This is a genomic window from Acidovorax sp. 1608163 (assembly GCF_003669015.1).
GTDB lineage: Bacteria > Pseudomonadota > Gammaproteobacteria > Burkholderiales > Burkholderiaceae_C > Acidovorax.
Genome location: NZ_CP033069.1, coordinates 3,510,075 through 3,531,117, shown reverse-complemented (window position 1 = coordinate 3,531,117; position 21,043 = coordinate 3,510,075). Strand labels below are relative to the sequence as shown.

Below are 21,043 nucleotides of genomic sequence, written 5' to 3'. Positions count from 1 at the left end.
TCTTTATCTCCGCCCAGGCTATGACCCAGACGCCAGAGTTTGCGCGCGACCACGACGTGCAGCTGTACCAAGGCGCGCAGGAATTGTTTCCTGCGCTGGTGCAGGCCATGGATGCCGCGCTCAGCGACATCCAGTTTGAAACCTACATCTTCGACTTCACCGGCGCGGGCGCCAGCGTGGGAGATGCGTTGATCCGCGCAGCGCAGCGGGGCGTGCGCACCCACCTGGTGGTGGACGGCGTGGGCACCGGGCGCCTGCCCGAGCCCTGGGCGGCGCGCCTGAGCGCCGCCGGGGTGCAGTGGCGCGTGTACTCGCCCCTGGGCACCCTGGGCCTGCTGCTGCCCCACCGCTGGCGGCGCCTGCACCGCAAGCTGTGCGTGGTCGATGGGCGGGTGCTGTTTTGTGGCGGCATCAATGTGCTGGACGACTTTCACGACCCCAACCATGGCGCCCTCGACGCCCCGCGCTTTGACTTTGCCGTGCGCGCCACGGGCAGCCTGGTGGCGCAGGCCAGCGACACCATGGAGCAGCTGTGGTGGCGCATGCAGGCCGTGCGTGACGTGCGCAAACGCCGCCTGCCCGAAGCCCTGCTGGCGTTGCGCACGGCCAGTGCCCAGCACCACGCGCAGCAACCTGCCGGGCCAGGCCAGGGTTCGTCCCCCGTGCGCGCGGCCCTGGTGCTGCGTGACAACGTGCGCAACCGCAGCCGCATTGAAAAAGCCTACCTGCGTGCCATTGGCGCCGCCCGGCATGAGGTCATCATCGCCAACGCCTACTTCATGCCCGGGCGCAAGCTGCGCAAGGCCCTGCTGATGGCGGCTCGCCGGGGCGTGCGTGTGCGCCTGCTGCTGCAGGGGCGCTACGAATACTTCATGCAGTACCACGCGGCGCGCCCTGTGTACGGCACGCTGCTGGAGGCGGGCGTGGAAATCCACGAGTACGAACCCAGCTTCCTGCACGCCAAGGTGGCCGTGGTCGATGCGCGGGGCGACAAGCCCTGGGCCACGGTGGGCTCGTCCAACCTCGACCCCCTGAGCCTGCTGCTGGCCCGCGAGGCCAACGTGGTGGTGGAAGACGCCGCCTTTGCCGCCGACCTGCGCCAGCGCTTGGTACACGCCATGCAGCACGCCGGGCGGCGCATGGACCCGGCCCGCTACGCTGGGCGCCCCCTGCGCCAGCGCGTGCTGGACCGCGTGGCTTTTGGCCTGATGCGGCTGGCGTTGTGGATCACCGGCAACCGCTACTGACGCCGCTGCCGTGGCGCTTGACCGCCTGGGGTGGTGCTGCATGGCAGGGCCTGGCCTGCATTGGTTGCGTGGTTTGCTATGTATTTGGTAGCTGCTAGCGCTTATCCAATAAGCGCTAGGGGCCTAAAACCTTTGCAGCACTGCGTGGTGCGATCGCTGGTAGGATGTGCCCATGTCCAGTCAACCCGCTGCCGCTATGACGCCCACCCCGCCGGATGAAGAAGGCACCCCCGTTTCCGTGAAGATCCGCGAGCGGATCAACGCCTCTCGCAAACGCTTCAACGCCAACGACAACATTGCCGAGTTCATCGAGCCAGGCGAGTTGGAAAAGCTGCTGGACGAAGTCGAAGCCAAGATGCAGGGCGTGCTCGACAGCATGGTGATCGACACGGCGGGCGACCACAACACCCACAACACCGCGCGCCGCGTGGCCAAGATGTACCTCAACGAGGTGTTCAAAGGCCGCTACGTGGCCGCGCCACCCATCACCGAATTTCCCAACGCCGAGCACCTCAACGAGCTGATGATCGTGGGCCCGCTCACCGTGCGCAGCGCCTGCAGCCACCACTTCTGCCCCGTCATCGGCAAGATCTGGATCGGCGTGATGCCCAACGAGCACACCAACGTGATCGGCCTGTCCAAGTACGCGCGCCTGGTCGACTGGATCATGGGCCGCCCCCAGATCCAGGAAGAAGCCGTGGTGCAACTGGCCGACCTGATCATGGAAAAGACCCAGCCGGACGGCCTGGCCATCGTCATGGAGGCCAGCCACTTCTGCATGTCCTGGCGCGGCGTGCGCGACATGGACAGCAAGATGATCAACTCCGTCATGCGCGGCGTGTTCCTCAAGGACAGCGCCCTGCGCCGCGAATTCCTGTCCCTCATCCCCAGAAAGAACTGACCATGTTGGTACGCCTGCTCTACGCCAGCCGCGCGGTCGACACCTCGCCCGCCGCCATCGAAGCCATCCTCACCCAGTCGCGCCAGCACAACCCGGGCTGCGGCATCACCGGCGTGCTGTGCTACGGCGGCGGTGTGTTCCTGCAAGCTATCGAAGGCGGCCGCTCGGCCGTCAGCGAGCTATACGGCCACATCCAGCGCGATGTGCGCCACAAGGATGTGGAACTGCTGCACTACGAAGAGATTTCCGAGCGCCGCTTTGGCGGCTGGACCATGGGGCAGGTCAATCTCAACAAGATCAACCATTCCATCTTGCTCAAGTACTCTGAAAAGCCCGAGCTGGACCCGTATGCCGTGTCGGGCAAGGTGTCGTTTGCGCTGCTCGAAGAGCTGATGGCCACGGCCTCCATCATCGGCAGGGCATAAGGATCACCCCCCTGAGGCGCTGCGCGCCTTCCCCCCGCTCTCGCACCGCTGCGCGGTGCGGGCAGGGGGACGCCACCAGTGCGGCGGGGCGGCCCTTGCACGGTGGCCGCTGGCTGGGGTCGCGCCAGTTGCAGATGCCTTGAGCGATATTCAACCCTGCAATAGACAGACCCTTTCACGCCACACCAAGCCGCAGCCCCAGGCGCTGCGGCTTTTTGCATTCAAGCCGTTCTTCTTTTCAGCCGTGACCCTTAACGCCTTCGCCCTCATCATCCTTGCCGGGCTCATCCATGCCTGTTGGAACATTGCAGCCAAGAAAGCGGGGGGCGATTCGCGTTTTGCGTTTTTTACCTCGGCGCTGATGATGTTTTTCTGGGCACCGCTGGGGTGGTGGCTGGGGCGTGATGCGGTGCCGCTATGGGGCGCGGTGGAGTGGGGCTTTGTGGTGGCCAGCGGCGTGCTGCATGTGCTGTATTACGTGATCCTGCTGCGCGGCTACCGCGTGGCCGATCTCACGGTGGTGTACCCGCTGGCGCGGGGCTCTGGGCCGCTCTTGTCGTCGCTGGTGGCCATCACCTTGCTGGGCGAGCAAATTTCGGCCCTGGGCGCGCTGGGCATTGCAGGCGTGGTGGGCGGGGTGTTTTTGATTGCCGGTGGCCCCGGCCTGCTGCGCGCAGCGCACGACCCCGCTGCGCGTGAGCGCGTGCACAAAGGCATTGCCTACGGCTTGCTCACCGGGGCGTTCATTGCCAGCTACACGGTGGTGGACGGCTATGCCGTCAAGGTGCTGCTGATGTCGCCCATCCTCATCGACTACATGGGCAACTTTGTGCGCGTAGGCCTGCTGGCCCCCGTGGTGCTGCGTGACTTGCCCACAGCCCGCACGCTGTGGCTGGCGCAATGGCGATTTGCCCTGCTGGTGGCCTTGGTGAGCCCCGTGGCCTACGTGCTGGTGCTGTATGCCATGCAGCAGGCCCCCATGTCGCATGTGGCCCCGGCGCGTGAAGTGTCCATGCTGTTTGCCGCGCTGATTGGCGGGCATTTGCTGGGCGAGGGCGACCGGCTGGCGCGCGTGTGCGGGGCCGTGTGCATTGCCGCGGGCGTCACGGCACTGGCTTTAGGATGACAAGATGCACCCCCTGAGTCGCTTCGCGCCTTCCCCCTCTCTCATCTCGCGGCGCGAGTTGGGTGGGGGACGCCCCCAGCGGGGCGGGGCGGCCCTTGCGCGGGGGCGCTGGCGTTTGTCGTGCCAGTAGCGTAGGTTGCGCCCCGTAGGTAGTTCAGAGTCTGAAAGGAATAGGCATGTTAGTCGGCTGCGATTTCTCCAGCAGCCCCAGTCGCCGCAAACCCATCGTGCTGGCGCTGGGCCGCAGCGACGGTGTGCGTGTGCAATTGCTGGCGCTGGAGCGCATCGAGACCTTGCCTGCGTTTGCCCAGTGGCTGGGCCAATCCCGGCCTTGGGTGGGCGGCTTCGATTTGCCCTTTGGCCTGCCGCGTGAACTGGTGCAGACGTTGCGCTGGCCCACCGATTGGCGTGCCTGCATGCAGCACTACCGCAGCCTCACGCGCGAGCAGATCCGTGAGGCCTTTGCGGGCTTTTGCGATGCCCGGCCCGTGGGCGGCAAGTTTGCCCACCGCGCCACTGATGGCCCCGCGGGCTCCAGCCCCTCGATGAAGTGGGTGAACCCGCCGGTGGCCTACATGCTGCACGCCGGCGTGCCCTTGTTGCTGGAGGCCGGGGTCTGGTTGCCCGGCCTGATGCCCCCTGGCGCAGGCGATGCCCAGCGCGTGGCGCTGGAGGCCTACCCCGGCCTGCTGGCGCGCGAGGTGCTGCAGCGGCGCAGCTACAAAAGCGACGACCGCGCCAAGCAAACGCCCGAGCGCCTCATTGCCCGCAAGGACCTAGTCAACGCGCTGGAGATGGGGCAGACCCGCCTGGGCCTGCGCCTCAAGCTCAGCCACGCGCAGCGCGATGCGCTGGTGGCAGACGCCAGCGGCGACAGCCTGGACGCTACGCTGTGCCTGCTGCAAGCCGCCTGGGCGCAACGCGAGCATGTGCAGGGCGACGCGCTGTATGGCCTGCCACCGGGGCTCGATGCGCTGGAAGGCTGGATCGTGACCGCCCCTGTTCCCTAGTGCCTCGAATCTCTGCCCACCATGAACCACCCCCAACCCCTGCACTGGTGCATCCGTCTGTCGGCCCTGGCGTTGTGCGCGGGCCTGGCCGCCTCTGCATTGCAGGCCGCCCCTGCGCCCTGGTACTACTGGCGCAGCAAGGTCGATGGTGCGCGGGTATGCGCCCAGACCTCGCCCGGCCCTGGCTGGGAGCGCGACAGCCCGCCCTATGACGGCCCCGGCTGCCAGCCCCGCCGCAAGGTCATCGTGGTGCCTGTGCGATAGCGCCTGTTGCGGCGCTGTGCCTGCGCCGTAGCGGCACAATGGCAGGTTGCTGCCCGGCGTGGCGTGGCGGCCTGCTTGTTCCGTTTGCCCGTCACTTTCACCACGGGCTTTTTTGCACCTTTGCGCCATTCGCGTGGCGATAGATTCATGCCTTCTACCGATACCTTGCTGGCCTTTTTCGGCGTCTCCATTCTTCTGGGCCTGACCCCCGGGCCAGACAACCTCTTTGTGCTGCTGCAATCGGCCCAGCGCGGCTGGCGTGCGGGCATGGCCGTGGTGGTGGGGCTGTGCATGGGCTTGGTGGGGCACACGGCGGCCGTGGCGCTGGGGCTGGCGGCGGTGTTTGCGGCCTCGGCCGTGGCGTTCACGGTGCTCAAGCTGCTGGGCGCTGCCTACCTGGCGTGGCTGGCATGGCAAGCGCTGCGGGCCCCGGCGCCGTCGGGCGATGCGGGCGGCACCGCGGCGGCATCGGCGGGCGCGGCAGCCCCCAGCCTGTGGCGCATGGTGGGGCGCGGCGTGGTCATGAACCTCAGCAACCCCAAGGTGCTGGTGTTCTTCCTGGCCTTTTTGCCGCAGTTTGCCGACCCTGCCCGTGGACCCATGGGCGGGCAGCTCATGGTGCTGGGGCTGGTGTTCATCGTGGCGGCGCTGCTGGTGTTTGGCGCCATCGCCTGCTTCTCTGGCGTGTTTGGTGCGCTGCTGTTGCGCTCGCCCCGGGCGCAGCAGTGGCTCAACCGCATTGCGGGCGTGGTGTTTTTGGGCCTGGCGGTGCGCCTGGCGACCTCTCAGCGTTGAATCCCCTACAGCGCTGAGGCTGCAGAGTTTGCTATGAATTGAATAGCTGCTAGCGCTTGTGGTTCAAGCGCTAGGCGCTGTTTTTGCTTGTCATTTGCGTCTGTATCTTCAAAAATGACGCCATGACCGAACTCATCCTCATCCGCCATGGCGAAACCGACTGGAACCGTGAGCTGCGTTTTCAGGGCCAGGTGGACGTGCCCCTGAACGCGATGGGGCATGAGCAGGCCCGCCGCCTGGCGCAGCGGCTGGCGCAAGAGCAGTGCGTGGTCGATCACCTGGTGTGCAGCGACCTCATCCGTGCCCAGCAAACTGCGCAACCCGTGGCCCAGGCCTTGCTGCCGCATTTGGCGCTGGAGGGGCTGACCGATGCCGGGCTGCGCGAGCAGCACTTTGGCGAGGTGGATGGCATGCGGGTGAGCGACATCCAGCAGCAGCACGCCCAGGCCTGGGCCGACTGGCTGCGCTTTGATGCCGACCACGCCATGCCCGGGGGCGAAACCACACGCCAGTTCCACGCCCGTGTTATGGACGCCGTGCGCCGCCTGGCCGCGCAGCACGCGGGGCAGACGGTGACGGTGGTGACCCACGGCGGCGTGCTGGACATGGTGTGGCGCACCGCCCAGGGCCTGGGCCTGAGCGGCCCCCGGCAAAGCGACATCCCCAACGCAGGCCTGAGCCGTGTGCGCCTGCAGGGCGATGCCATTGAGGTGCTGCACTGGGCCGACACCCGCCACTTGGCAGACCTGCCCGCGCAGCCGGTGTACGACCAGAAGAAATTGCTGGTGCGCTGAGTTCTCAGCGTTCCGGTTGGGCGCCTTGCAGCCGCGCCTCCCAGTTCTCCGCCAGCCCTTGCTCCAGCCGCCGCGCAAACAGCTTGCGCCAGGAAGGCGGCAGGGGCAGCTCCAGCACACCGCTCAACGCTGCGGGATCGCATTCCCGGTCGCGGATCAGCGCCAGCAGGCGCTGCACCGTCCAGCCGGGGTGGGGCCGCTCCAGCAGCTTCAGCCTGTCGCCCGCCTGCACCACACCGCCTTGCAGCGTGCGGCAGTACCAGCCCGCGCGCAGGGTGTTTTGCACGCGGGCCGACATGTCGGGCACGCCAAAGCGCAGGTTGAGCTTCCAGCACGGCTGGCGGCCCTGCGTGACCTCCAGCACCGCACTGCCCGCGCGCCAGTGGTCGCCCAGGCACACACCGGCCTCGTCCAGGCCCGTCAATGCCAGGTTCTCTCCAAACGCGCCGGGGGCTTGCAGCAGGGGCAGGTTGCCCAGCTCGCGCTGCCACTGGGCGTAGTGCTCCCAGGCATACAGGTGCACCGCCTTGTCCTGCCCGCCGTGCACGCGCAGGTCGGCCTGGGCATCGCCCGCCAGCCCCAGCGGGCCGATGGCAACCGGATGGGCCACGGGCTGCTTGGCAATGGCGCTGGTGGCACCGGCTTCGCCCAGTGGGGCCACGGCTCCGGTCAGCACTTGCAGGATGTGGGCGGTGGGTGGGGTCATGGGGTGTTTCGCGTTTCTTGGTCAAAGGTGTGGCGCAGGGCCCGGCTTGGGCCCTGCGCGCCACGGGCGGGCGATGTGGGCTATTGCTGCGTGTGCAGATCAGGCTGCAGGGCGCAGTTTGACGGCAGGGAAATCCACCGGCACCTCAAAAGCCACGTTCACATAGTTGGTGAACAGGTTCAGCGCTACATGGGCCAGGATTTCCATCACGGCTTCGTCGCTGAAGCCCGCGGTGCGCAGGGCCTGCACATCGTCGGCGGTGATCTGGGCGCGCTGCTCCACCACCTTGAGGGCGAAGTTCAGCGCCGCCTGGGTGGCGGCATCGCCAGCGTTCCCCACCTGGGCGGCGGCCATTTCGTCGGCGGTGGCACCGGCCTTGCGGCCCAGCGCCGTGTGGGCGGCCAGGCAGTACTCGCACGCGTTGCGGTTGGCCACGGCCACGGCAATCTGCTCGCCCAGCTTGGCGCTGAGCGTGCCGCTGCCCAGTGCGCCAAAGGCGGCCCACATGCTTTGCAGCGCGGCGGGCGAATTGGCGACGGCACGGAACATGTTCGGTGTGGCCCCAAAGGCGCCGTGGATCTGGTCCAGCAGTGCCTTGCGGTCGGGGCTGGTGTGGGCGCGGTCGATGAGGGGGATGCGGTTCATAAAGACTCCTGTGGGTGGTGTGAAAGAGCCTCTAGTGTGGGGCGGATGTTTGTATGATTGGATTCATAAAATACATCAAACAATGCAGATCGTCCAATGAGTGCACCAACCCCTTCTTCAGAAGCCCCAGCGGCACCCAACGCAGGGGTGGACCGCCTCTCGGCCCTGCTGGAGCGCTTTCGCGTGCGGGCGCACCTGTTCCACGCGGGGCCGCTGTGTGGCGTCACGCACTTTGCGGCGCAGCCGGGGCGGGCCTTTTTGCATGTGCTGCGGCGGGGCGACATGGTGGTCACGCACCAGCCGCGCAGCGGGGCCCCGCGCCGCCTGCAGGTGAGCGAGCCCACGCTGCTGTTCTACCCCCGGCCGCTGGACCACGACTTTCACAACGCTCCGGTCGATGGCAGCGACTTTGTGTGCGCCACGCTGGACTTTGATGGCGGCGTGCGCCACCCGCTGGTGCAGGCCTTGCCCTCGGTGCTGGCGCTGCCCGTGGCACAGGTGCAGGGCATTGGGCAAACGCTGGACTTGCTGTTTGCCGAGACCGAGCGCGTGCGCTGCGGCCAGCGCCTGCTGGCCGACCGCTTGTTTGAGGTGCTGCTGCTGCAGATGCTGCGCTGGCTGCTGGACCAGCCCGCGCACAGCGGCATCCAGTCCGGCGTGTTGGCGGGCCTGGCCCACCCCAAGCTGGCCCGCGCGCTCACCGCCGTGCACGAGCAGCCCGGCGCCGATTGGTCCCTGGACCGCATGGCCCAGGTGGCGGGCATGTCACGCAGCGGCTTTGCCGCTGAATTCAAGGCGGTGGTGGGCACCCCGCCGGGCGACTACCTGCTGCGCTGGCGGGTGTCCATCGCCCAGGCGCAGTTGCGCAGCGGGGCGGCGGTCAAGTCGGTGAGTGACGGGCTGGGCTATGCCAGCCCGGCAGCCTTCAGCCGGGCGTTCACGCAGGTGGTGGGTGCGTCGCCCCGTGCATGGCTCAAGGCCGAAGCGACGGAGACCGTGGATGGGCCTTGAGCTGCTAATGCTTTGGCTGATTGTTTGCTATTGATTTGATAGCTTCTGGCGCTTGTGGATAGAGCGCTAGAGGCCTGAAAGGCTTGAAGGCTTAACGGGTTGGAGAGAGAAAGCAAGTTCTCAATCTGGCAAACCCAGCGCCGTGTTCACCGTGTGCATCTGCCGCGCCAGCCGCCGCGATTGCGGCTGCGCATTGCACTGCGGCTGCAGCAGGTTCTGGGCCGATGCCCATTGCCCGTTGCACTGCAAGGCGTGCAGGTACAGCTGGCTGAACAGGTCGCGCTGCGCATGGCTGCCGCCAATCTCCACCAACTGGGGCAGGGCCTGGCCCAGGCCTGCGACGGCATCGCCCCATTGCTCTTGTGCAAATGCTTGAATGCCGCGCGCGGCGGGCACGCACACGCCCTGCCATACCGCCCGTTCTTGTGCCTCGGTGCGGCTGGCGGCATGGGCTTCGATATGGGCCATAAGGCGTGCGGCAGCAGCGTCTTCGCCCGCACGGCCCAGCCCCAGCAGGTATTGCAGGTCGAGAAAGGGCAGCACTTGGTCCTGCCCACGCGCAGCCAGGTAGCGGGCCACATTGGCCCAGCGGTCGCCAACGTCCACGCCCGCCAACTCCAGCCGCACCAGCAGGGAAATGGCGTTGATCTGGTCTTGCGAATACTCCTTGACCACCCCCCAGACCTGCGTGTCGTACAGGTGCAGGGCCTCGGCGTGCAGGTCTTGCTCCAGCAAAAACAGCGCCTGGTGCCACCAGTTGTGCGTGACCATGAAGGAGTTCAGTCCCGTCCAGGTGTCGTTCACGCTGGCCATGAAGGCCGCGCCCTCGCGGATGCGGCCTTGCGTCAGCATCACATGCGCCAGGGCGTGCTGGGCCCAGGGCTCCTTGCGGCACAGGGCGATGGCGTGACGGGCCGCAGCCTCGGCCTCTTGGAGGCGGTGGCACTGCTCCCAGCCAAAGGCCAGCATGCCGTGCAGGTAGGGCACCTCGGGCGCAGCGGGCAGGGCCTGCAAGGCCAGGCGCAGCATGCCGGGCGAGTCGCCCCGGTTGAACAGGTGGTACTGGCCCAGCTTGAGGGAGGCGAGGTCACGCGGGTGCAGGCGGGCTTGCTCTTCGTGCAGGGCAATGGCGCGGGGCACATTGCCATCCACCCACGCGGCCACGGCGGCCACAAAGCGCTGCTCGCGCTCGCTGGCCTGGTGGGCGCTGGCCTGCGCCTGGGTGATGAAGGGGTGCGCGTTGCGCGGTGCCTCGGCCGATTCGGCAAACATGTGCAGCGCGGCGCAGCAGGCCTGCACCATGGCACTGGTATCGCCTGCGGCTTGCAGCACGTTCACGGCCCTGGCTTCGCAGGCGATGAAGCCTTCTACAAAGTCGTTCACCGCATCCACGCTGCCTGTGTGATGCAGCGTGAGCGGGTTGCCCAGGCTGTCGGCCAGGGAGGGTGCACGGCCTTGCATGTGAGGTGGCTGGCGACGGGCGGGGCGCCTATTCGCCCTGGATGAGCGCCAGATAGGCGCGCCGGGTGGTCTCAGAGACCGATTCCACCAACTGCGCGTGCGGCGTCTGGTGGCGCGCCATCATGCGGGCCGAGGCGATGGTTTTGGACTTGCAGTACCAGTGGCAGGTGTGCTGCATCAAAAACAGCTCGGCCGTCATCATGAAGGCGCGGTCTTTGGTGGCCAGGTGTGCGGTGTTTTGCACCACATGGGCGATGCCCTTGGCGTGGATGGCCAGGGCCTGGCGCATGTCAAAGGTGAGGGCAGGCAGCAGCTTGTCGGCAAAGGGCAGGGCGATGGGCAAGCGGCTCACGCGTGCATCCTCTTCGCTGACCTTGGCGAAATCGGCGGCAAAGCGGCTGAATTGCTCGCTGAGTTGCTGCTCTGTGGTGCTCAGCAGCGACCACACTTGGTCGCGCCGCTCTGCGCTGCTCTCGCCCAGGGCGCGCATGTAGCCTTCGGTCAGGGCTTCCATGAGCTTTTCAATCTGGTAATGGCTCAGGTGCATGCCCAAAATGGCGATGCGTTTGCGCTGCTCTTTGGCATTGAGCATGTAGGTGCCGGAGGCGATGAGGATCGCCATGAAGAGAAGGTCCATGAAGTGCTGCAGTGAAGGCGTGAAAAAGTGAGGCGGGCTGGCCGCCAGGGTGGTCTTACCCAAAGATAGCGGATATTCCCGCCGAGTCAACGCAGCACCGCAAAAAGGCTGCGCAGTGCGGGGTGGGTCGTGCGGGAGATCAATTTGTGGGCTGCAGTGCCTACAAATGCACATCTGCTTGCATATGGAACGTAGGGGCTTGGCCTGGGTGCTCAGAGGCGCTGGTATTCTCCCGCGCACCATCCGAGGGGGTGGGTAACCCAATTCACAGATTCAAAATGAGCAAAAAAACAGCTTTGGGCGCCGCCGTGGCGCTGGCCGTGGTGGCCTATGGTGGCGCCACTTGGTACATGGGCCAACGTGCGCAAGCCAGCTACAACGAGGCGCTGGAGGAAGTGCGCAAGGTGCTGGGCGCTGAAGCCGTGGTGTCGCAGGACTACCAAAAGGGCTTTTTCACTTCGCAGGCCAAGCTGGTGCTGCAATGGACGCCGCCTGCCGATGCCGAGACCAACAAGCCAGCCCAGCCCCTGCGCGTGGTGGTGAACAGCGCGGTGCGCCACGGCCCGCTGGCCGGTGCCCGCCTGGCCGCCGCCGTGGTGGACACACGCTTTGCCCTGGACGGCCTGGATGAAAAAGCCGCCAAGGACCTGGCCAAGGTGACAGCCCCCACGCTCACCACCGTGCACGGCCTGATGGGCGGCCACGATGCCACCCTGCTGGTGCCAGCTGGCGAAGTGGGTGACGAAGAAGTGACGCTGCGCTGGCAAGAGATGAAGACCGAGTTCTCGGTCAATGGCGACCGCACACGCGTCAAGGGCAGCCTCCAGTGGCCCGAGATGTCTTTCTCGGGGGTGAACAAATCTGCGGACGAAGACCTGGGCGGCTCGGGTGACCGCTTTGCCGTGTCGATGAAGGGCATGACGGGCGACTTCGAGAACCAGATCATCGATGGCCTGTGGATGCTGGCACCGGGCAAGGGCAACATGCGCTTTGCGCAGATTGAAGCGACCAGCACCCCCAAGGACGGCGCTGCCAAGCCGCTGATGTCGCTGAAGGACCTGGCGGGCACCACCACCATTGACCGTGCGGACAAACTGATGAGCGTCAGCACATCGATCAAGGGCAAGGGCCTGATCGGCCCGGTGGATTTTGAGTCCATCGGCTTTGAAGAGAAGCTCCAGCGCATCGACGCCGATGTGCTCAAGAGCCTGCAGGTGCTGATGGTCGAGAGCTACAGCAAGGACGGGTTCAAGGCCATGACCATGGCCAACGAAGAGCAGGGCGGCAAGCTGATGAAGCTGCTGGCCGACAACGCCCAGCGCCTCACGGCCGCGTTGCCTGCGTATTCGATGAAGTTCTTTGCCACGCTGGGCGGGCAACAAGGCGAGCTGTCGTACGGTGGCGAGGTGACCCGCGCCCCTTCTGCTGACGAAGTGACCCAGGCCGGTTGGGGCCCTGTGCTGCTCAAGAACTCGACCCTGCATGCCGATGTGCGCCTGCCCAAGGCCTGGCTGCCCCAGTTGGCCAAGGCCGCTGGCCAGCAAGAGTTCAAGAGCGAGGACATGGACGGCATGATCGGCATGGCCCAGGCCGCTGGCTATGTGCGCCAGGAGGGCGACAACCTGACCAGCTCGCTGAAGATGGAAGGCGGCCAGGCCAAGCTCAATGGCAAGGTGATGGATTTGCCTAACTTCCTGCAGTAATCCACCGGCCCGCGACTGCCCTCAGGGCGGCTGTGCGACGGTACAAAAAAGCCCCGGTCACCGCACAGGTGACCGGGGCTTTTTACATGGCAGCGTCAGCGTGCGGGCGGCTGGGGCCAAGGCCGCTGCGGGTCGCGGATCAGCTCAAAGGCCCGCGCCACCTGCAGCACGCCCAGGTCGTCAAACCGTGCCCCGGCAATTTGCAGCCCGATGGGCAGACCGCTGGCGGTGTAGCCGCAGTTGATGGACGCTGCGGGCTGCTCGGACATGTTGAACGGCACCGTGAAGCCAATGTGCTCCAGCGGCCGCAGCGGGTCATTGGTGGGCGAGGGCAGCTCCGCCGCAAAGGCGGGCATGGGGGCCACGGGCGAGAGCACGTAGTCGAACGCGCTGCATGCCTTGACCGTGGCGACCCGTGTGAGGTGGAACTGTTGGCTGGCCTGGAACACCTGCGTGCCCGTGAAGCCCGCCGCGCTCTCGGCCCAGGCGCGGATGTAGGGCAGCACCTTGGCGCGCTGCGCATCGGGCAGGGCTTGCAAATCCATGTGCGAGCGCATGCGCCAGAAGTGGTCCATGCCGTCGAGCATGGCCTGGGTCATGAAGGGCTGCATCAGCGTCACGCGGGCACCGGCTTGCTCGAACAGGCGGGCGGCATGTTCCACCGCAGAACGCACTTCGTCTTCCACGGGCAGGCCACAACCGGCATCCAGCAGCAGGCCGATGCGCAGGCCGCGCAGGCGTTGCACGCCCTGGTCGTGGTCGTCCCAGGCAATGGTCTGCGGCGGCAGGCTCATGCTGTCGCGCGCATCGGTCAGGCTGAGCACCTGCATCATCAGCGCGGCGTCCTGCACGGTGCGCGTCATGGGGCCCGCCGCACGGCCGGTGTAGGGTGGGTCGATGGGAATGCGCCCCAGGCTGGGCTTGAGGCTGAAGATGCCGCACCAGCTGGCAGGCAGGCGCAGCGAGCCACCGATGTCGGTGCCAATGTGCAGCGGCCCATAGCCCGCCGCTGCGGCAGCGCCACCCCCGGCGCTGGAGCCGCCCGGGCCCTTGCTCACATCCCACGGGTTGCGCGAGAGGGGGTGAAAGCTCGACAGCCCTGAGGACAGCATGCCGTAGTCGGGCATGGTGGTCTTGGCCACCATCACTGCGCCGGCCTCGCGCAGGCGGGCGGCGGGGGGCGCATCGGCCAGCGCAGGCACCAGCGGCACGGCGGCGGTGCCCAGCGGCGTGGGGTCGCCCTGGGTGGCGATGTTTTCTTTGATGGTGACAGGCACGCCATCCAGCAGACCTTGGGGCTCGCCGCGCTGCCACCGGGCTTCGCTCTGGCGGGCCTGCGCCAGCGCGTGCTCAGGCCGCAGCAAGTAGGTGGCGCGGATGTGGGGCTCCCAGCGCTCCATGTGCGCCAGCACGGCCTGCGTGATCTCCACGGGGGACAGCGTGCGCTGGCGGTAGGCTGCAAGCAGGTCGTGGGCGGGCAGGTCGTGCAGTGCGGTCATGGCGGGGGGGGCTATCAATGAAAATGGCTGATAGCGCTTATGAATAAAGCGCTAGCAGCTATCATTTAAGGAGTAATCCGCTGCCGCAGAGGCAGCATGGGCATCATGACCAAGAGAGGGCGGAGAGGTCGTTCACAAACACCGGCATGTCCTTCCACAACCCTTTGAGGTTTTTGTTCGCCACGGTGATCCACTGTGGCTGGTACAGGAAGGCGTGCACAGCGTCTTCGGCCAGCAGCTTTTGTGCGTCGCCCAGCAGGCGGGCCCGGTCTTGCGGGCGGGCTGCGTTCTTGATCTGGTTGTACAGGTCGTTGAACTTGGCCGACTGGTAGCCCCAGTAGTAGTCGGGCTTGGCGAAGTTGCCCAGGTCGAAGGGCTCGACATGCGAGATGAGGGTCAGGTCGTAGTTCTTGTTGCCATAGGTGCCGCTGAGCCACTGCGCCCATTCCACGTTTTGCGTCTTGGCCACGATGCCGACCTTGGCCAGCTGGGCCACGATGACCTCACCGCCCTGGCGTGCATAGGGCGTGGGGGGCAAGGTGAGGGTCAGCTCCAGCGGGGTCTTGACGCCTGCCTCGGCCAGCAGTTTTTTGGACTTTTCGATGTCGAACGGGTTGACGCCTGTGGTGTCCACATAGCCAAACGCGCCGGGCACATAGTGGCTGCCGATGGGGGCGCCGTAGCCGTCACCCGCGCCTTCGATCACGGCCTTGCGGTCAATGGCCGCAGCGATGGCGCGGCGCACGCGCACATCATCGAGCGGCTTCTTGGCGTTGTTGATGGCGAGGATGGTCTTGGCCCGTGAGCCACAGACCAGCAACTGAAAGCGCGGGTTGGCTTTGAACTGCGCCACGCTGCGCGGCGTGACGCGGGGGAACAAGTCCACATCGCCCGCCAGCAAGGCGGCCACCTGGGCGGCGGGGTCTGAGATGAATCGGAAGGTGGCGCGGCGGATTTTGGCGGCGCCCGGGGTGCGAAAGCCATCCCACGCCGTCAGCACCACGGACGAGCCCTTGTTCCAGGCCCCCAGCTGGTAGGGGCCAGTGCCCACGGGCTTGGTGGCGTTGGTGTCGGCGCTCTTGGGCTCCACGATGATGGAGGTGGCCTGGCCCAGCGCAAACAGCAGGTCGGGGTCGATGTCCTTGTTCAGCACCACCAGGGTGTGCTCGTCCACCACCTGGGTGGTCAGGTTGGCAAAGGTGCGCTTGTCTTTGTTGGTGCTTTTTTCGCCGCCTGCGCGGTCGTACGAGAACTTCACTGCGGCTGCGTTGAAGGGCTCGCCGTTTTGGAACTTCACGCCACGGCGCAGCTTGAAGGTGTAGGTTTTGAGGTCGGGCGAGACCTCCCAGCTTTCGGCCAGCAGGGGCGTGACGCTGCCGTCGGCGTTGATCTTGGTGAGCGTCTCGAACACGTTGTATTGCACGATCTCGGCAATGGCCGACGCGGCCCCGGCCGTGGGGTCCAGGCCTGGGGGCTCCAGGGTCATGGCGAGCACCACGGCGTCTTTGCGGCCCTGGGCCAGTGCACCCACGGGGGCGGCGAGTGGGATGGCGGCCAGGGCGCCAGTGGCGAGGACGGATCGGCGGTTCAGCATGTTCGCAAACTCCAGACTAAGACCAGACAAAAACCTGCAGCCGCCCGCGCATCGGTGCGTGGCAGCGGGGCGGGAGACAGAGCGCTTTGTACACCATCGACAGCCTTTGGGACGTCACGCCGCAGGCGCGGGGGCAGGGCTGTGGGCGCGTGCGGCCGCCGCTGCCAGCCGCCTTGCACGCGCCCGCCCCGGCTGCACCTGGGGCACCGCGGCCACCAGGGCCTGGGTGTAGGGGTGCTGCGCGTGGTGGAACAGTTGCGCAGGTGCACCGCGTTCCACAATCTGCCCCTGGTAAAGCACCACGACCTCATCGCACAGGTGGTTGACCACGGCCAGGTCGTGGCTGATGAGCAGGTAGCTCACGCCAAAGGTCTGCTGCAAATCCTGCAGCAGGTTGAGCACCTGGGCTTGCACCGACACATCCAGGGCGCTGACCGGCTCGTCCGCCACGATGAGCCGGGGCCGGGTGATGAGGGCCCGCGCAATGGCAATGCGCTGGCGCTGCCCGCCCGAGAATTCATGCGGGTACTTGTCCAGGTCGTTGGTGCGCAGGCCCACCTGGGCCAGCACTTCGGCGGCTTGCTCGCGTTGCATGGCGCGGGTGGTTTCGCCCTGGGCCTGCAGGGGCTCGCTCACGATGCGCTCTACCGTCTGGCGCGGGTCCAGCGAGCCGTAGGGGTCTTGGAACACCATTTGAAAATCCCGCCGGGCCTGGCGCAGCGCTGCTGGGGCCAGTTGGTGCAGGTTGCGGCCCAGCAGGTGCACGCTGCCCGAGGTGGGGGTGTCCAGCGCCATCACGGTGCGGGCGAGAGTGGATTTGCCCGACCCTGACTCGCCCACGATGCCCAGGCTGCGGCCGCTGGGCATGGAAAAGCTCACGCCTTTGAGAGCCTGCACTTTGGCCGGTGGGCGCAGCAGGTGCTCGCGGGGCAGGGTGTATTCACGCACCAGGTCGGTCACTTCGAGCAGAGGCGCGTCGAGGGCTGGTGGGGCCGAAGAGGGGGTGGACAGGGTCATGCGGCTGCCTGAGTGGTCTGGGCGGTGTGGCTGGCCGCCTGCATGGCCTCGGGGCGCAGGCAGCGCACCTCGTGCACACCGTCTGCATCGTGCGCGACCACGGTGGCCTGCGGGCAGGTGCCGTGGCAGGCTTGTGCGGTGAAGGCGCAGCGGCCTGCAAAGGTACAGCCTGTGGGCAAATCCACCAGCTCGGGCACCGTGCCTGCGATGGTGGCGAGCCGCGCTGTGGGTGTCCGCTGCGCGCCCATCTGCGGGCGTGCGGCCAGCAGGCCGCGCGTGTAGGGGTGGGCCATGGCCGCAAACACCGAGGCCGTGGGGCCGCTCTCGACCACGCTGCCGCCGTACATCACCAGCATGCGGTCCACGTTCTGCGAGATCACGCCCAGGTCGTGCGAGATGAGGATGAGCGCCATGTGGCGTTCGGCCACCAGGTCGCTGATGAGGTCCAAAATCTGCTGCTGGATGGTCACATCCAGCGCGGTGGTGGGCTCATCGGCAATCAGCAGGTCTGGCCCGCAGGCCAGTGCCATGGCGATGGTGATGCGCTGGCGCTGGCCGCCCGAGAACTGGTGTGGGTAGGCGTCAAAGCGCTGCGCCGCGCTGGGGATGCCTACGCGGTCAAGCAGGGCAATGGCTTGCTGGCGTGCGGTGCTGGCATCCAGGCCCAGGTGCCTGCGCAAGGGCTCGGCCACCTGGCGGCCTATGGTGTGCACGGGGTTGAGCGCGGTCATGGGCTCCTGGAACACCATGCCGATGCGGTGCCCGCGCAACTGGCACATCTGCGCGTCGCTGCGGCCCACCAGTTCTTGTCCGTCAAACTGGATGCTGCCCGAGACTTCTGCGCTGTCAGGCAGCAGCCCCATGAGCGCCATGGCGGTGAGCGATTTGCCGCAGCCCGACTCGCCAATCAGCCCCAGCGTCTCGCCACGCCCCAGCGCAAAGCCCACGCCGCGCACCGCATCGGCGGGGCCCCGGTGGGTCTGCAAGCGGATGCGGAGGTTGGAGACTTCAAGCAATGTCATCTCTTCCTCGCCAAACGGGGGTCCATCAGGTCGCGCAAACCGTCGCCCAGCAGGTTCAGCCCCAGCACGGCCAGGGCAATCGCCACGCCGGGCCAGACGGCCAGCATGGGGGCCTGGAACATGAGGGTCTGGGCCTCGCTCAGCATGCGGCCCCAGGAGGGCTCGGGCGGTTGTGTGCCCAGGCCCAGGTACGACAAGGCCGCTTCGGCCAGGATGGCCAGTGCAAAATGGATGGTGGCCTGAACAATCAAAGCGGAAAGGATGTTGGGCAGCACATGCTCCAGCGTGATGCGCCAGGGCCCCTTGCCGCAGGCGCGGGCCGCCAGGATGTACTCGCGCGACCACACGGCATTGGCCGACGCCCGGGTGACCCGCGCGAAGGTCGGTATGTAGAAGATGCCGATGGCAATGATGGAATTGACGATGCCCGCGCCAAACACGGCCGTGAGCATGATGGCCAGGAGCAGGGCAGGGAAGGCGAAGGTGAAGTCGGCCAGGCGCATGATGGCTTCTTCTACCCAGCCGCGCCGTGCAGCGGCCAGAAGGCCCAGCGCGGTGCCGATGCCCATGCCGATGCCCACCGCAATCACGCCGACGAGGATGGAGTTGCGCGCCCCCACCATGATGAGCGAGACGATGTCGCGCCCAAAGGCATCGGTGCCCAGCCAGTGCGCGCCCGAAGGGGCCTGCAGCTTGCTGGCCATGTCCACCTCATAGGGCGACCAGGGTGTCCAGACCAGGGACAGCGCGGCGGTGCCGAGCATGAACAGCGTGAGCACGGCACCCAGCACAAAGCTGCGGTGGCGCAGTGCACGCTGCACCCAGGTGGGCGGGCGCAGGGCAGCGGGCGCGGGCTGTGGGCCTGTGGCCTGCGCCGAAGCGAGTGTGGAGGTGTCTTTGGCCATGGGGCAGGTTCAGCCTCTCAGATGTCGCTGGCCTTCACGCGAGGGTCGATCACCGCGTAAAGGATGTCCACCACAAAATTCACCACGATCACCATGGCCGCCAGCAGCATGACGCAGTTGCGCACCACGATGAGGTCGCGGTTGGCGATGGACTGGAAAATCAGCCGCCCCAGCCCCGGCAGGTAGAACACGTTTTCCACCACGATGGTGCCCGCCAGCAACGAGGCAAATTGCAGCCCCATGACGGTGACCACCGGGATCATGGCGTTGCGCAGCACATGGCCCCACAGTGCGGCCCGTTGCGACAGGCCCTTGGCGCGGGCGGTGCGCACAAAGTCTTCGCGCAGCACCTCCAGCACGGCCGATCGGGTGATGCGGGCCAGGATGGCCGCTTGCACCACGGCCAGGGCAATGGCAGGCAACAGCAGCGCCTGGAGTGCTTGCAGAAGTCCACCACCGCTGTCCTCGGTCCAGCCCGGAAAACCGCCCGCCGCAAACCATTGCAGCTTGACCGAGAACAGCAGGATCAGCAGGATGGCAAACCAGAAGTTGGGGATGGCGATGCCCACCTGTGCCAGGGCCATCACGCCCACATCGCCCCAGCGGTTGTGGCGCGAGGCGGCATAGACGCCTGCCAGCAAAGCGAGCACGGTGGTGATCACCATGGCCATGAGCGCCAGCGGCACCGTGAGGGCCAGCCGCTCCAGCACCAGGTCCAGCACGGGCGAGCTGTAGGCGTAGCTTTCGCCCATGTTGCCTCCCACCAGGCCTCCGATCCATTGCCCATAGCGCTGCAGCGCGGGCTGGTCCAGCCCCAATTTGCTGGCCAAGGCGGCCACGGCCTCGGGAGACGCATCCGGGCCCATCAGCATTTGTGCGGCATTGCCCGGAAGTATCTCCAGCACCAGGAACACCACCGCAGACGCGCCGAGCAAGGTGGCGAGCAGCGTGGTCAATCGTTTGAGGAGAAACAGTCCCATGGGGAGGTGTCAGTGGCGAGGCAAGAGAGGAGGTATCAATGCATGTGCGGACAAAGCATAGCGGCAAAGCGCCCCTTCTGCGGGCAGTGGGTTGTGCCCAGGTGTGCAAGCTTTGTGCCATGGTCGCGGGATAATCACGGCCATGACGTTTGCCTTGCCCTCTTCGGTGGCCCCATCCATGGCCCTGTCCCTTCGTATTCAGGCGGCCCCTGGCGCCTGTGGGAGCCTCGCATGGCGCTGATGATCACCGACGAATGCATCAACTGCGATGTGTGTGAGCCCGAATGCCCCAACGATGCGATTTACCTGGGCCAGGAGATCTATGAGATCGAGCCCAGCAAATGCACCGAGTGCGTGGGGCATTTTGATGAGCCGCAGTGCGTGCAGATTTGCCCTGTGGCCTGCATCCCGGTGAACCCGCAACATGTGGAAAGCCGCGAAACCCTGTGGCAGAAATTCCAGCGCCTGCAGGCCGCTGCATCCTGAGGCGGTGGGGTCGGCATGGCCCCGCAAGGCTTGGGGCGACGATGCGCCGCTTGCATCGTGCTTGGGCTGGTCGTCCCAACGGGGCGGCTGGGGATAGGGCCCCGCTTGCTGGGGAATTTATGACCCAATTGGGTCTCTAGCGCTTATCAATCAAGCGCTAGCAGCTATCTAAAACATAGCAAATTGTTGAAGTATCAGAACGTTTCGGCAGGCCGAGGCGGCTTGGGGCGTGGGGGCTTGGTGGTGTGCACCAGCAAGGTGGCTTTGTCCATGTCGCCTCCCAGCAGGGCGGGGTGGGCCTTGAGCGAGTGGGCAATGCTGTCTTCAATCAGCGTGCGCTGGTCGGGGGCCGGCTTTTTGAGCACCCAGTGGGGGACTTCGGCTTTTTCGCCCGGGTGGCCGATGCCGATGCGCAAGCGCCAGTAGTCGGGCGAGCCCAGTTGGGCATGGATGTCCCTCAACCCGTTGTGGCCTGCGTGGCTGCCGCCGCGCTTGAGCTTGACCTGGCCTGGTGGGAGGTCCAGCTCGTCGTGCACTATCAGAATCTCATCTGGCTGGATCTTGAAGAAGCGTGCCAGCGATGCGACCGATTTGCCGGAGAGGTTCATGAAGGTCTGCGGTTGCAGCAGCCAGACGCTTTGCCCGTGCACCGTGGCGCGGCCCGCCAGCCCGTAGTAGCTGCGCTCAGGCACCAAGTGCACTTTCAACTCGCGTGCCAGTGCATCAATCCACCAGAACCCGGCGTTGTGGCGCGTGGCCTCATAGTCTGGCCCGGGATTGCCCAGGCCCACAAACAGCTTGATCATGTCGGCGAT

The 21,043-nt window shown here is 66.3% G+C and carries 22 protein-coding genes; 11 read left to right on the top strand and 11 right to left on the bottom strand.

The features are described 5' to 3' along the window. Nucleotides 1-20 precede the first annotated feature (20 nt). From clsB to EAG14_RS15635, 8 genes are all read left to right on the top strand, one after another. The gene (clsB, locus tag EAG14_RS15670) at nucleotides 21-1,247 is read left to right on the top strand and encodes a cardiolipin synthase ClsB (protein WP_121729444.1); all 1,227 of its coding nucleotides are present in this window, start codon (nucleotides 21-23) and stop codon (nucleotides 1,245-1,247) included. 172 nt (nucleotides 1,248-1,419) lie between these two features. Further along, the gene (gene folE / locus EAG14_RS15665) at nucleotides 1,420-2,148 is read left to right on the top strand and encodes a GTP cyclohydrolase I (RefSeq protein ID WP_099659059.1); all 729 of its coding nucleotides are present in this window, start codon (nucleotides 1,420-1,422) and stop codon (nucleotides 2,146-2,148) included. Between the two features lie 2 nt (nucleotides 2,149-2,150). Further along, nucleotides 2,151-2,573, top strand: a complete 423-nt coding sequence (locus tag EAG14_RS15660) for a BLUF domain-containing protein (RefSeq protein ID WP_099658303.1) — start codon at nucleotides 2,151-2,153, stop codon at nucleotides 2,571-2,573. A gap of 244 nt (nucleotides 2,574-2,817) precedes the next feature. Next, nucleotides 2,818-3,699 carry a DMT family transporter gene (locus EAG14_RS15655; RefSeq protein WP_121729443.1) on the top strand — a complete coding sequence of 294 codons (882 nt, stop codon included), beginning with the start codon at nucleotides 2,818-2,820 and terminating at the stop codon, nucleotides 3,697-3,699. A 176-nt stretch (nucleotides 3,700-3,875) separates the two neighbouring features. Next, nucleotides 3,876-4,709, top strand: coding sequence for a DUF429 domain-containing protein (locus tag EAG14_RS15650; RefSeq protein WP_121729442.1), 834 nt, complete (start codon nucleotides 3,876-3,878; stop codon nucleotides 4,707-4,709). A 21-nt stretch (nucleotides 4,710-4,730) separates the two neighbouring features. After that, nucleotides 4,731-4,973: a hypothetical protein gene (locus tag EAG14_RS15645; RefSeq protein WP_233194729.1), complete on the top strand. Its 243-nt coding sequence runs from the start codon at nucleotides 4,731-4,733 to the stop codon at nucleotides 4,971-4,973. Between the two features lie 147 nt (nucleotides 4,974-5,120). Beyond that, entirely contained in the window at nucleotides 5,121-5,768 is a 648-nt protein-coding gene (locus EAG14_RS15640; protein ID WP_121729441.1) for a LysE family translocator, read from the top strand. Nucleotides 5,769-5,890: 122 nt separating this feature from the next. Then, entirely contained in the window at nucleotides 5,891-6,562 is a 672-nt protein-coding gene (locus EAG14_RS15635; RefSeq protein ID WP_121729440.1) for a histidine phosphatase family protein, read from the top strand. Nucleotides 6,563-6,566: 4 nt separating this feature from the next. Here EAG14_RS15635 and EAG14_RS15630 read toward each other — a convergent pair whose 3' ends face one another. Together EAG14_RS15630 and EAG14_RS15625 are read right to left on the bottom strand one after the other, a co-directional pair. After that, nucleotides 6,567-7,268, bottom strand: coding sequence for an MOSC domain-containing protein (locus EAG14_RS15630; RefSeq protein WP_121729439.1), 702 nt, complete (start codon nucleotides 7,266-7,268; stop codon nucleotides 6,567-6,569). A 99-nt stretch (nucleotides 7,269-7,367) separates the two neighbouring features. Next, on the bottom strand, nucleotides 7,368-7,913 hold the full coding sequence (locus tag EAG14_RS15625) for a carboxymuconolactone decarboxylase family protein (protein ID WP_121729438.1): 546 nt from the start codon (nucleotides 7,911-7,913) through the stop codon (nucleotides 7,368-7,370). Between the two features lie 96 nt (nucleotides 7,914-8,009). On the opposite strand from EAG14_RS15625, the gene EAG14_RS15620 reads away from it, so the two are divergent. Then, nucleotides 8,010-8,924 carry an AraC family transcriptional regulator gene (locus EAG14_RS15620; RefSeq protein WP_121729437.1) on the top strand — a complete coding sequence of 305 codons (915 nt, stop codon included), beginning with the start codon at nucleotides 8,010-8,012 and terminating at the stop codon, nucleotides 8,922-8,924. A 120-nt stretch (nucleotides 8,925-9,044) separates the two neighbouring features. Here EAG14_RS15620 and EAG14_RS15615 read toward each other — a convergent pair whose 3' ends face one another. Next, nucleotides 9,045-10,385, bottom strand: a complete 1,341-nt coding sequence (locus tag EAG14_RS15615; RefSeq protein ID WP_121729436.1) for a tetratricopeptide repeat protein — start codon at nucleotides 10,383-10,385, stop codon at nucleotides 9,045-9,047. Nucleotides 10,386-10,413: 28 nt separating this feature from the next. Continuing rightward, nucleotides 10,414-11,022 (bottom strand): hypothetical protein, encoded by a 609-nt coding sequence (locus EAG14_RS15610; protein WP_121730509.1) that lies wholly within the window; start codon nucleotides 11,020-11,022, stop codon nucleotides 10,414-10,416. A gap of 278 nt (nucleotides 11,023-11,300) precedes the next feature. Here EAG14_RS15610 and EAG14_RS15605 point away from each other — a divergent pair, with 278 nt between their 5' ends. Further along, complete coding sequence (locus tag EAG14_RS15605) at nucleotides 11,301-12,725, top strand: YdgA family protein (protein WP_121729435.1); 1,425 nt, start codon at nucleotides 11,301-11,303, stop codon at nucleotides 12,723-12,725. 95 nt (nucleotides 12,726-12,820) lie between these two features. Here EAG14_RS15605 and EAG14_RS15600 read toward each other — a convergent pair whose 3' ends face one another. From EAG14_RS15600 to EAG14_RS15575, 6 genes are all read right to left on the bottom strand, one after another. Beyond that, entirely contained in the window at nucleotides 12,821-14,224 is a 1,404-nt protein-coding gene (locus EAG14_RS15600) for an amidase (RefSeq protein WP_121729434.1), read from the bottom strand. 103 nt (nucleotides 14,225-14,327) lie between these two features. Further along, the gene (locus tag EAG14_RS15595) at nucleotides 14,328-15,818 is read right to left on the bottom strand and encodes an ABC transporter substrate-binding protein (protein ID WP_121729433.1); all 1,491 of its coding nucleotides are present in this window, start codon (nucleotides 15,816-15,818) and stop codon (nucleotides 14,328-14,330) included. Between the two features lie 114 nt (nucleotides 15,819-15,932). Beyond that, nucleotides 15,933-16,835, bottom strand: coding sequence for an ATP-binding cassette domain-containing protein (locus EAG14_RS15590; RefSeq protein WP_121729432.1), 903 nt, complete (start codon nucleotides 16,833-16,835; stop codon nucleotides 15,933-15,935). Next, nucleotides 16,832-17,857 carry an ABC transporter ATP-binding protein gene (locus EAG14_RS15585; RefSeq protein ID WP_121729431.1) on the bottom strand — a complete coding sequence of 342 codons (1,026 nt, stop codon included), beginning with the start codon at nucleotides 17,855-17,857 and terminating at the stop codon, nucleotides 16,832-16,834. Before EAG14_RS15585 ends, EAG14_RS15590 begins: the two co-directional genes overlap by 4 nt. Next, complete coding sequence (locus EAG14_RS15580) at nucleotides 17,854-18,762, bottom strand: ABC transporter permease (RefSeq protein WP_121729430.1); 909 nt, start codon at nucleotides 18,760-18,762, stop codon at nucleotides 17,854-17,856. The genes EAG14_RS15585 and EAG14_RS15580 overlap by 4 nt, the downstream gene beginning before the upstream one ends. Nucleotides 18,763-18,779: 17 nt before the next feature. Beyond that, nucleotides 18,780-19,742, bottom strand: a complete 963-nt coding sequence (locus tag EAG14_RS15575; RefSeq protein WP_099740398.1) for an ABC transporter permease — start codon at nucleotides 19,740-19,742, stop codon at nucleotides 18,780-18,782. A 231-nt stretch (nucleotides 19,743-19,973) separates the two neighbouring features. Here EAG14_RS15575 and EAG14_RS15570 point away from each other — a divergent pair, with 231 nt between their 5' ends. Beyond that, entirely contained in the window at nucleotides 19,974-20,228 is a 255-nt protein-coding gene (locus tag EAG14_RS15570; protein WP_099658319.1) for a YfhL family 4Fe-4S dicluster ferredoxin, read from the top strand. 194 nt (nucleotides 20,229-20,422) lie between these two features. Here the strand turns inward: EAG14_RS15570 and pth are convergent, their stop codons facing one another. Then, nucleotides 20,423-21,034: an aminoacyl-tRNA hydrolase gene (gene pth, locus EAG14_RS15565; protein WP_121729429.1), complete on the bottom strand. Its 612-nt coding sequence runs from the start codon at nucleotides 21,032-21,034 to the stop codon at nucleotides 20,423-20,425. Nucleotides 21,035-21,043: the final 9 nt, after the last annotated feature.

What these genes read in the sequence shown, in the direction of transcription:
- EAG14_RS15605 (WP_121729435.1), top strand. Translation starts at nt 11,301, where the DNA reads ATGAGCAAAAAAACAGCTTTGGGCGCCGCCGTGGCGCTGGCCGTGGTG.
- EAG14_RS15610 (WP_121730509.1), bottom strand. Translation starts at nt 11,022, where the DNA reads ATGGACCTTCTCTTCATGGCGATCCTCATCGCCTCCGGCACCTACATG.
- EAG14_RS15620 (WP_121729437.1), top strand. Translation starts at nt 8,010, where the DNA reads ATGAGTGCACCAACCCCTTCTTCAGAAGCCCCAGCGGCACCCAACGCA.
- EAG14_RS15640 (WP_121729441.1), top strand. Translation starts at nt 5,121, where the DNA reads ATGCCTTCTACCGATACCTTGCTGGCCTTTTTCGGCGTCTCCATTCTT.
- EAG14_RS15600 (WP_121729434.1), bottom strand. Translation starts at nt 14,224, where the DNA reads ATGACCGCACTGCACGACCTGCCCGCCCACGACCTGCTTGCAGCCTAC.
- folE (WP_099659059.1), top strand. Translation starts at nt 1,420, where the DNA reads ATGTCCAGTCAACCCGCTGCCGCTATGACGCCCACCCCGCCGGATGAA.
- EAG14_RS15570 (WP_099658319.1), top strand. Translation starts at nt 19,974, where the DNA reads ATGGCGCTGATGATCACCGACGAATGCATCAACTGCGATGTGTGTGAG.
- EAG14_RS15645 (WP_233194729.1), top strand. Translation starts at nt 4,731, where the DNA reads ATGAACCACCCCCAACCCCTGCACTGGTGCATCCGTCTGTCGGCCCTG.
- clsB (WP_121729444.1), top strand. Translation starts at nt 21, where the DNA reads ATGACCCAGACGCCAGAGTTTGCGCGCGACCACGACGTGCAGCTGTAC.
- EAG14_RS15585 (WP_121729431.1), bottom strand. Translation starts at nt 17,857, where the DNA reads ATGACATTGCTTGAAGTCTCCAACCTCCGCATCCGCTTGCAGACCCAC.
- EAG14_RS15660 (WP_099658303.1), top strand. Translation starts at nt 2,151, where the DNA reads ATGTTGGTACGCCTGCTCTACGCCAGCCGCGCGGTCGACACCTCGCCC.
- EAG14_RS15650 (WP_121729442.1), top strand. Translation starts at nt 3,876, where the DNA reads ATGTTAGTCGGCTGCGATTTCTCCAGCAGCCCCAGTCGCCGCAAACCC.
- EAG14_RS15580 (WP_121729430.1), bottom strand. Translation starts at nt 18,762, where the DNA reads ATGGCCAAAGACACCTCCACACTCGCTTCGGCGCAGGCCACAGGCCCA.
- EAG14_RS15635 (WP_121729440.1), top strand. Translation starts at nt 5,891, where the DNA reads ATGACCGAACTCATCCTCATCCGCCATGGCGAAACCGACTGGAACCGT.
- pth (WP_121729429.1), bottom strand. Translation starts at nt 21,034, where the DNA reads ATGATCAAGCTGTTTGTGGGCCTGGGCAATCCCGGGCCAGACTATGAG.
- EAG14_RS15575 (WP_099740398.1), bottom strand. Translation starts at nt 19,742, where the DNA reads ATGGGACTGTTTCTCCTCAAACGATTGACCACGCTGCTCGCCACCTTG.
- EAG14_RS15630 (WP_121729439.1), bottom strand. Translation starts at nt 7,268, where the DNA reads ATGACCCCACCCACCGCCCACATCCTGCAAGTGCTGACCGGAGCCGTG.
- EAG14_RS15590 (WP_121729432.1), bottom strand. Translation starts at nt 16,835, where the DNA reads ATGACCCTGTCCACCCCCTCTTCGGCCCCACCAGCCCTCGACGCGCCT.
- EAG14_RS15625 (WP_121729438.1), bottom strand. Translation starts at nt 7,913, where the DNA reads ATGAACCGCATCCCCCTCATCGACCGCGCCCACACCAGCCCCGACCGC.
- EAG14_RS15595 (WP_121729433.1), bottom strand. Translation starts at nt 15,818, where the DNA reads ATGCTGAACCGCCGATCCGTCCTCGCCACTGGCGCCCTGGCCGCCATC.
- EAG14_RS15615 (WP_121729436.1), bottom strand. Translation starts at nt 10,385, where the DNA reads ATGCAAGGCCGTGCACCCTCCCTGGCCGACAGCCTGGGCAACCCGCTC.